Raw genomic sequence first — 9,409 nt, 5'->3', positions numbered from 1 at the left:
ACAATGCCTCTATGGAGAGCTTTTTTTCGCATTTAAAAGCGGAAGCACTCTATCCTTATCATATCCGAAGTTTAGAAGAGGCACAAAGGAGAATTGAAGAATATTTGCATTTCTATAATAACGAGCGACCGCAGAGAAAACTAAAAAAAMTGACGCCTGTTGCTTACAGACGTCAGCTTTCTGCCTAGGTGTTTTTTGCAATGTCTACAAATAGGGGTCTTGACCAAGGCTCTCAGAAACATAAGTGGGCTTTTTTTATTCTCAATTGATTTGAACGAATTTAGTCAAGGGGTATTATGTCAATTTTTGTCGAATTTCGAAAATAATTCGCGATCGTGAATTTTCATTTACATGTGGTACTATATGGGTTTAAATTGAATTAATATTTAGTTTGAAGTACTCATTGACAAAATTAGAATCATAAAATTTCAGCTTGAAATAACAAAGCCGAAAAAAACTAAACAAGTTTGCTAACGCGAGAGGAGACATAACAAGTGTTTATGGAATGGATTGATCACAAGCTTGAACAAAGAAGTTGGGAAGTTTTGAAAGTATGTGAAGAAGAAAATGAGGGTCTTTCTAAAAGATTTAATGATATCTTAAGTGAACTTAAAAAAGTCACACCTGAGTCTGCACATAATTCTCTATATGCACTCGAAGAAATATGTGCTCAAAAGAGTCTTGTTATTATGCAGGCATACCGAATAGGATTTTCAGATGCTATGAAACTTAAATCTACAGTTTTAGATTAGAGAATTAACAGGAAACATTTTTGCTTATTAGTTGAGATTACTCATTATCCAATGAATATACCAACAGAAAACTACAATAAGAACTTGGACTTGCAGAATTATTATTTGGTGGTTGAGGGCGTTCTGCTAACGCCGAAGATATATGCCATCTCCTAACCAGGTACATACTTCCCCGTATTGCGCGCATCGTCGATCAGTGAAGGGAATGTTAATGTCTCTTATACTCAAGTTCTGAATCATCTGAATCTTTCCCGTGTAAACTGACATTTTTTGAGTGCGAGCCACCCATCCAGGTGGCTATTTTTTATTGCTCATTAAGTGACCTATCTGCTAAAGGCTAAGGGTATAAGGATTCATCTAGTTGAACCATAATACGAAAGGGCAGAATGTTTAGTAGTGAAGGATTTCTTCTAAATTCCAGTGGTAAGGAAGAATTCCCAATCAGGGGAGAAGCCACTGATACTAATGACGAAATCCATAATCTTTTATTTTTATATTAACCTTACATTGTATGTTTAAAACAGGGTACTGATCATTCCAACTTATGTCCTTCCAAGCATAGTGAGTCATGCTATTTCTGAAATATGTTCCTATGCCAAGACTGTCTGTTTTTTTTTCTTGCAGGAATTTTATGATTCCTTCTGCCCGTTGAGTTAATATGTTGGAGATATCAAGTTCCAACTTTTTTCTTTCGGAATCATTACTCATCATTAATTCACCGATGTATTCTAATATCGAAGCCTTTATATCAACATTAATAAAAACACTTGTTTGCCCATCATTTTCGTGTTTAACATAAACCTTCCTTGTGCTATTCATAGAGTTTAACATGATTGTTTTACTATCTAGCGATTCTTCTTCAATTAAATCGATATTTATTTCGCCATGATTAAAGCTGTCAAGTAGAAAACTGAAAATCAATGAATCTTCTGATTTTATCTTGCCTACATATTTGTCATCTTTAAAAAGAGCAATTCCATCTATGACTATACTTTCCCCAGCATCTTTAATAAGAGGAGCTATTGGGTCAATCCCATCATCATAATAATCTCTTACAAACGAATATAATGTGGTAAGCGGTATGGTCTGCCCCTTTGCTTCTTTTTGTATAAGACGATCGATGTATTTTCCTGTTCGGGGATAAGAGGTATAGTTCTTTTCGAGCAGATTTTTTGCATTCCCATCTACAACAACAACTTTGACTTGATCAGATATGGTAGGATCTCTCAATAGCGTATAAATGAACTCCCAAATTCCTTTTTTTGCTAAGGGTAACCCGAACAGAGTGGTTCTTAATTGTCCACTAACTAGCGTCAGATTGGTCTTTTTTGCAAGAAGTATTCGGCCTTCTTTGCTGCTTTTCGCCTCAGTTGAAATAAAGTCTCTTGATGTTTTTATTTCTGGGTTTGCAATGGGAACGCTTATCCCATAATTTATTTTTCCATCAGGCAAAAGATCATAACTTGTAGATTGAATGAAGCCTGTATTCTCAAGAATTCGTTGATCGCCACAGCCAGTAAGTACAAGCGTAGCAAGAATCCAGAGCCAAGCACGATTGTTAATCACTTTACAACTCACCTCTAGTCTTTTGTACAAGCAGAAGAATAATCAAAGCAATAGGCAATCCAAACGCAACACACATTTCTATATAACCAAGGATTGTCAACCATTGCTCTAATTCACTCAACCCATCGAAAATAAAGGAAATAAAATAGGACACTAAAAGGATAACAAGCAATAAAATCTTTTGGCTTATTGGAAACATTCTTATACTGACTTCTTTAGCTGCCCACCAAAACATGACTGATGTAACAATGATTGAGAACATAAAAAAAGCATAAAACAAATTTTCTGTACCCTGAATAAATGGAAATTGTATGTACGCGAGTATATTCAGTAGTGGATACTCTAAGTCCTTTAAGTATTTGTGACCGAAGAAGCCAAAGGCGATAAAACTGGTATATATATAATTGAGGAAAATCAGGAAACTTCCACTCCAAACCGCTTTCATTAAATTTGTTTTTTGATCAGTGTATGGGAATAAAAGCAAACAGAGTTCATACCCCAAAAATGCTAAATAGATACTCGCAACACCTTGCATGTTTATTGCRCTTTCTTGAAAGAAAAATGGAGTCAAACGGGACCATTGAAAATCACCATAAAAGTAAAATAGCAATAATAGCAGCCAAATAATTGCCCAAAAAAAGACTGTTGCTGTTTTTGAAATATTGTATATACCTTTGAGAATGAGGAAGAAGGCAAGGCCGTCGAAAACCAGCTTAAATACCATTGAGTTCGTTGTTGGAAAAGCAATCATTTGAAATACCATCACGTATTGCTTTGCAATTAAACAACCGATCATCATCCATAATAAGACTAATGATAGATAGAAAGGGAAAAGAATGAATTTAGGTATGGATTGCTCCATGACTACGAATATAGATTTCCCTTTACCAAGGCGGTGTACAATAGAAATCAATAAAATATTTAAAGAAACAATCATGAAAATTATAACTAATGCAAGCCAACCGTTTGTTCCAAAATAGTGGGCTAGTAGCCGAGGGAGTGTGAATATCACCATACCTGTCTGTGTCATAAAAATCAGAATAGTCACATGAAATTGTGATAATTTTTCCTGCATTTTGGGGACCCATCCTTATTTTCTCATCTTATTCCTAACCTTATTAGGTGACTTGGTTTGAGTAGGTCTTTCTTTGAGAAAGCTAATTGGTGCAGTAATGAAAACATCCTTCCAATCCTTTGGCTTGAAAGGAGCAACGGGAGTAAGGTAAGAAGAACCGAGACTGGTAAGTCCACATATATGAATCACAATCGCCGTGATACCTACTGCCAATCCAAAGTTTCCCCATATTCCTGCAAGTAATATTAACCCAAATCGAAGTAATCGAATGGAATTACTCATGACGTAGGCCGGAGTAACAAAGGATGCTATGGCAGAGGAAGCTACGGAGATGATAAGAATGTTACTGGTTAATCCTGCTTGAACTGCAGCCTGTCCAATTACAATACCACCGACGATACCAATCGTTTGACCGATTTTGGATGGCAATCGAGCACCCGCCTCGCGAAGGAGTTCAATTGTTGCTTCCATAAATAACGCTTCTATAAGAGGCGGAAATGGAACTTTGCTTCTTGATTCCGTAAGAGTCAGCAGCATGTTCTCTGGGATCATTTCATAATGATAGGTAGTCACTGAGACATACAATGAAGTAAATGAAAGTGTAATTATGAGCGCGGTAAATCGTAATAAGCGACTTGCGGTTCCGAGCATCCATCGTTGATTATAATCATCAGAAGATGAGAAATACTCGAAGAATGAAGTTGGTGCGCTTAATGCCGAGGGACTGCCATCCACAATGCCAACAATTCTGCCTGAAACTAATTTTGAGGCCATGGCCTCTGGGCGTTCAGAAGTAAGAAATTGTGGAAAAATGGAATAAGGTGAGTCATCAATGAATTGAATTAGCATATTGGTATCAAATAGTGCATCGATCTCTATATTGTTAATTCTAAGTATGGCCTCATTCACATAATCCATATTGGCGATATCTTCAATATATAGAAGATAGACATCTGTTTTGGTTATTTCCCCAACAGATAGTTTGATCACTTTCAGATGAGAGCTTTTAATGCGCTGACGAATCAATGATAAATTGATTCCAGCTTGTTCAGTGAATGCGTCATGCGGACCTGTTATGACCGTTTCAGATTCAGATTGTGAAACAGAACGTGCTTGCAGGCCAAACACATCGACGAGAAAAGCATTTTCATTATAAAAAATTGCAACCCTTCCTGATAAAATTCCGGTTATTATTTCTTTGGCATCTGTAATTAAGGTAAACTGAGATCTTTCTAATACTAAGGGAACCTCCTCAATATTCAAATTTAGTAAGGGAACCATAACTTCACGATACAGCTTATCATGATCAACTTGATGACTAAAATAGACCAAATCCATTTTGATTTCGGGGTAAGACCTGTGGGTAAGATCTACACAATCATTAAATTGATTTAGTGTATGCATAAGAGAAGGTTTTTCGGAGTTAAATTCCGAGACTGAAGTACCGGAAACATACATAAAGAGTCACACACCTCTATCATTTTTGATATTGGTAATATGTCCTATAAGTAATGGATTTAATCGTTTGACTTTATATTGATCATCTTGAAATTGTGTCAAACCAAGTTTAAAAATTTATTTTGGATGCGGACGTATGGATAATGATGTAAATTCAACTTCTGGAAGAGGGAAGGAAGTATTACTACTACACACCGACCAGACTATGATCTAAATTTAATTTTTCATTTTGCTTCACACGTTATTTGGGTTCCATGAAACGGTGTGTATGTCGGCGGATGAACAAGTACCTTCTCATAATATCTTTTTATTACTGCCTATATTTGCGGACTTAGCAGTCTTGCGATAAATTGCAATATATTCAGCTTCGTCTTCGATTTGTATTGCCGATACGTGGGTAGTTTGACTGAATAACATTATACAGGCGGCAAAAATGAATTTTAACATTGGTCCTCCGCGGCTACCTCAAGATTATGCTCAAACTGAAAGATCTTTCCGTGCGGTATTCCTCGGTCAGTGAATGCTTGTGCATGACTTTCTCCTTTGGAAACATCCAGTCCGATGACAGGATTCATGTAACCACTCCTTGTTATATATTCGCCGGAAGCCCCTAACCTTCTTGTCGTCCACATTATCGCATGTGATTCGGGGTCATGCCCCAACTAGCCTAATCATGGTTTAACAAGTAGGGGGATGAACGGAATAGCTCTCGAGATCCAAGTCTCACGGGCAGAAACGTTCGATCCCGAGCTACCGCTATCTTACGACCACACAAAAATGAGGTCGACCAGTAATTTCTGGTGACCTCATAATACTAACGGGCAGCATTCCTATTATGAAGAAATACGAGGTTTGAGAAATAAAAAGACTCCTTGGTATGATGTTAATGGGTCCATAATGCTGGCTAGCTACTGGATCCAAATACAAACCAAGGAGACTACAACAAGCATTCTACTCAAAATGAACGAATTAATCAAATCACTTCTTCTACTTTAATTGTCGGAGTCGACATTGCTAAATTCAAACATGTGGCCAGGGCACAAGACTATCACGGAGTCGAGCTCGGTAAATCGATCACGTTTGAAAACAATCGAGAAGGTTTTGAATTATTCATTAGTTGGTTCCAAAAGATTGTTGCGGAACAAGGGCTTCAGGACGTCATGGTCGGCATGGAGCCGACTGGTCACTACTGGTTAAACTTAGCTCATTATCTTAGAGAGCAACAAGTTAAATATGGTGTTGTAAACCCACTACACGTGAAGAAAAGCAAAGAGCTTGATGACAATTCTCCGACGAAGAATGACATCAAGGACGCTAAAGTGATTGCACAGTTGGTCAAAGATGGGAGATACGCTGTACCTAGCCTTCCACAGGGCGTTTATGCTGAACTGCGGGAAGCCATGAAAATTCGCGAGCACCTGACAACTGACCTTTGCGTTGTGCAAGCACGTGTCCATAACTGGCTAGATCGGTATTTCCCCGAGTTTCTGACGGTATTTAAGGATTGGGAATGCAAGTCAGCCATCCAAATGCTAAGTCTCTATCTACTGCCACATGAGCTTGTTTCCGTACCAGAGGAGATCCTGCTGCAGCATCTGAGAGAAGCTGCAAAGCGTGGGCTTGGTCTAGGCCGAATCAAGAATCTGAAGGCAGCAGCCAGCCGTTCTGTTGGTATCCATCAAGGTTCAGAGTTGGCTAAAATGGAGTTGAAGGTGCTGCTGAACCAGTACGAATGGCTTCATAGAAAACTGGAAGAACTGGAAACAAAATTGGAAGAATTACTCAAGCAGATCCCACATGTACAACAATTGTTGGCCATGAAAGGGATTGGAAGAGACACCATCGCGGGCTTTCTAGCTGAGGTAGGCGATATTAGTCAGTACCGACATCCCAAACAGATCACGAAGCTCGCTGGATTGAATTTGAAAACAAATTCATCAGGCACACATACCGGACAGACTAGGATAACGAAGAGAGGTAGGAAACGCCTTCGTGCCTTACTCTTTAGAGTGATGATGCCGCTGGTCGCAAAAAACGCAGCCTTCCGAGCTTTGCACGAGTACTACACCAAACGGTCGAGAAATCCGTTGAAGAAAATGCAGTCTCTCATCGCATTGTGTAACAAACTCATACGCATCCTATTCGGCATATTGAARAAGGGACATGAGTTCAGGGAAGAAAAGATGATGCAGGATATCCCTCGAGGTGTAGAATTACCACAAGCGGCTTAACAGAACGTTTTCCAAAGATAACGACCTAAACCAAAAGATAGATAACAAGAAGCACGGATGAGTCGGAACGGCACAATCCATACGGACGAAGATCCTGCCGGGCAGCATATCTGACCTTCACCTCATGGACAGGTTGAATGAAGGAATGTGAGAGCGTAGACTCTGCGAGATGTGGGAGGGTTGACCGCCATGAGCTCATGTGGAGATCCAAAGGTGCAACCAAACTTTACCGGAGAAACCACTTTTTACAGCAAGTGGTCTAGGTGGAGACTTTTTTGCACTTTTACCAGTCCCATAAATTTCTTAATCTACAACTTCGTTCCACTGAAGTGTTATCTGTAATGAGCAAACATGGTTAATATACTAAGAAAACGTGAGTATTTAAGAGAAAAGTGATTCTCCATAGAGGGAGGTTACGTTAATGAAGGAATTATTTAAGTTCTTCCCGAATTATGAGTTATCCCACTAGGAAGCAGGTTTATTAGTGAAAAGTGATCATTTGTTAAAGCTTCTGTATGATAAGAATTTACATACTGTTCGTCCATTTGAAGGGTGTAGCGAAACAGAAATAAAGTTACTTGAGCAAGAATTGGCAATCAAGTTACCGGAGTCTTATCGGCAATACTTGCTTGCTGTTGGTCATAATTCGGGAAGATTGTTTCAAGGTACAGATATGAAGTATTCACAATTAAAGGAACTTCAGTATGCGGCCAAGGAATTATTGCGCGAGAATAATGACCTGATATTAATGCCTGAGAGTTCTTTTGTATTCTCAATGCATCAGGGCTATGAAGTTAAATTTTTTGTGTTAAGTGTAGGGGATAATCCACCGATTTTAGAATGGTACGAGGGAAGTACTAAGGGGATAATTACGCTCTTTGATACGTTTGAGGAGTTTCTTTCTGATTCAATTTATAAGCATGCAGCTATAAAGTGGCTTGATTGAATTAACGGGACACGATAGTTGAACAATCAAGGAGCAGTTTGCTGCGGCTGCTGCTCCATTAGTCGAATTACTTACAGGAAAAATGAGGGTTGGGACTTCAGAATGAAAGGATGAACAATATGAAAGTTTGGAGATTACTTTATAGTTCAAATGCCACAATATTAATGGTTAAAAATGATCAACTGCGAATTATTAATTTTGAAGGGAAAATAGATGATTTTACTCCTATTGAAATGAAAGTGGTGAAGAAAGGTAAATACAATGATTTTTATGGTTTTTTGCCTGAGATACCTATTATTTCTTTGGAAACAAAGGAGTTTCTTTCTCCATTCATTAAAAAAAGTGTGCAATTTCTTGATTTCAAATTGAAACAAGACATATGTGGTTTAAACGTGACTAATGTGATCGATTGTATCGATTATGATAATTCTATAATTGAAGATGGTTCAATTATAAAAATTGAATTCGATAAAAGTAAGTTGGAGGGTCAATATATTTTTAAAATCCCTCAACATAGAATGATAGCTGTATATGTCACTGACGCTTTAAAAGATATTATTGAAAAATCGCCTTTTAAGGGCTACGAATTCGTTGAAATATGGGATTCAATGAACACGGGTGATGAAGAGAGAGAAAGAAAATTGAGATATGAGGAGGAAATTCAGAGAATAGAAAACATCGAAGGAAAGACTTATACTTGGTCCGAAGCCTATGAATTGGTTGAGCAAGGTAAATCAGTTATTAGTAGCAAGTGGAAAATACAGAGAAATAAAAACGGTGTTATTGTTCTAGGTGATTTGCTAGATGCTCTTAAATATCGCTGGATGGAACCGATGTTCTGGCCTCCAATTCTCTTTGACTTAACCTGGTATGAAACGGAGAAATCAGATATATAATCGGTGATTATAGTGACGAGGCTGCTGGCTTAGAGCGGCGACCTCGTTAAGCTCCCTTGGTACGTTATAATTTTCTCACGAATGCTCGCTTATTCGCAGGATTTCGCCCGGATAGTAAGGGGGGGAAGACATGAAGGGAATACCCTGTTAGACTTCGGTAACATGAAGGCGCACGGGAATAGAGGAGGGATATAACCGTCCTATATACTTCCATTTACTGCACGCATTCTCCACGCCACCCTTGGAGGTTTTCACTCCCATGTCTTAACGGGTCTATGCCCTCTCATTCCTTCGTTACGCCTATCCAAGGGGTGGAGGCCGGTCTTGCTAACGGTACGGGTCGGTGCCCTTTGGTTTAATGCATCCGGTACTCCGTGCTTTCTTTGAAATCCTGCGAATAAGCCAAWACTCGTACAACGAAACGGGTTGTATGGTTAAGCTGCTTGTAAGAGTGGTAACGTTTTATGTGGCATGTAGGCTTTACC

Annotated in this window: 9 protein-coding genes; 5 read left to right on the top strand and 4 right to left on the bottom strand. The window is 38.6% G+C overall.

The window, feature by feature from the left end; translation table 11 throughout:
• A partial coding sequence (locus AB4Z50_RS35660; RefSeq protein ID WP_441887204.1) for an IS3 family transposase occupies positions 1-188 on the top strand: 188 nt, incomplete at its 5' end.
• Positions 189-494: 306 nt separating this feature from the next.
• Positions 495-752 (top strand): hypothetical protein, encoded by a 258-nt coding sequence (locus AB4Z50_RS35655; protein ID WP_441887202.1) that lies wholly within the window; start codon positions 495-497, stop codon positions 750-752.
• Between the two features lie 462 nt (positions 753-1,214).
• Here AB4Z50_RS35655 and AB4Z50_RS35650 read toward each other — a convergent pair whose 3' ends face one another.
• The 4 genes from AB4Z50_RS35650 to AB4Z50_RS35635 form a co-directional block, all read right to left on the bottom strand.
• The gene (locus AB4Z50_RS35650; protein ID WP_441887200.1) at positions 1,215-2,318 is read right to left on the bottom strand and encodes a Ger(x)C family spore germination protein; all 1,104 of its coding nucleotides are present in this window, start codon (positions 2,316-2,318) and stop codon (positions 1,215-1,217) included.
• 1 nt (position 2,319) lies between these two features.
• On the bottom strand, positions 2,320-3,393 hold the full coding sequence (locus AB4Z50_RS35645) for a GerAB/ArcD/ProY family transporter (protein WP_441887198.1): 1,074 nt from the start codon (positions 3,391-3,393) through the stop codon (positions 2,320-2,322).
• Positions 3,394-3,408: 15 nt separating this feature from the next.
• A complete protein-coding gene (locus AB4Z50_RS35640; protein ID WP_441887196.1) occupies positions 3,409-4,851 on the bottom strand; it encodes a spore germination protein in 1,443 nt (480 codons plus the stop codon).
• A 440-nt stretch (positions 4,852-5,291) separates the two neighbouring features.
• Positions 5,292-5,426 carry a hypothetical protein gene (locus AB4Z50_RS35635; protein WP_441887207.1) on the bottom strand — a complete coding sequence of 45 codons (135 nt, stop codon included), beginning with the start codon at positions 5,424-5,426 and terminating at the stop codon, positions 5,292-5,294.
• Positions 5,427-5,762: 336 nt separating this feature from the next.
• Between AB4Z50_RS35635 and AB4Z50_RS35630 the strand changes: the two genes are divergently transcribed.
• From AB4Z50_RS35630 to AB4Z50_RS35620, 3 genes are all read left to right on the top strand, one after another.
• Positions 5,763-7,082, top strand: a complete 1,320-nt coding sequence (locus tag AB4Z50_RS35630) for an IS110 family transposase (RefSeq protein WP_441887206.1) — start codon at positions 5,763-5,765, stop codon at positions 7,080-7,082.
• Between the two features lie 484 nt (positions 7,083-7,566).
• The gene (locus AB4Z50_RS35625; protein WP_441887194.1) at positions 7,567-8,028 is read left to right on the top strand and encodes an SMI1/KNR4 family protein; all 462 of its coding nucleotides are present in this window, start codon (positions 7,567-7,569) and stop codon (positions 8,026-8,028) included.
• 119 nt (positions 8,029-8,147) lie between these two features.
• Positions 8,148-8,924: an imm11 family protein gene (locus AB4Z50_RS35620; protein WP_441887192.1), complete on the top strand. Its 777-nt coding sequence runs from the start codon at positions 8,148-8,150 to the stop codon at positions 8,922-8,924.
• Positions 8,925-9,409 lie beyond the last annotated feature (485 nt).

It is taken from the genome of Paenibacillus sp. 2TAB26 (assembly GCF_052115145.1).
Lineage (GTDB): Bacteria > Bacillota > Bacilli > Paenibacillales > Paenibacillaceae > Pristimantibacillus.
This window is presented reverse-complemented; position numbering and strand designations above follow the sequence as displayed.

Bases quoted from the DNA above. Each gene is read 5' to 3' on its own strand.
- AB4Z50_RS35640 (WP_441887196.1), bottom strand. From the start codon at position 4,851: ATGTATGTTTCCGGTACTTCAGTCTCGGAATTTAACTCCGAAAAACCT.
- AB4Z50_RS35635 (WP_441887207.1), bottom strand. From the start codon at position 5,426: ATGAATCCTGTCATCGGACTGGATGTTTCCAAAGGAGAAAGTCATGCA.
- AB4Z50_RS35620 (WP_441887192.1), top strand. From the start codon at position 8,148: ATGAAAGTTTGGAGATTACTTTATAGTTCAAATGCCACAATATTAATG.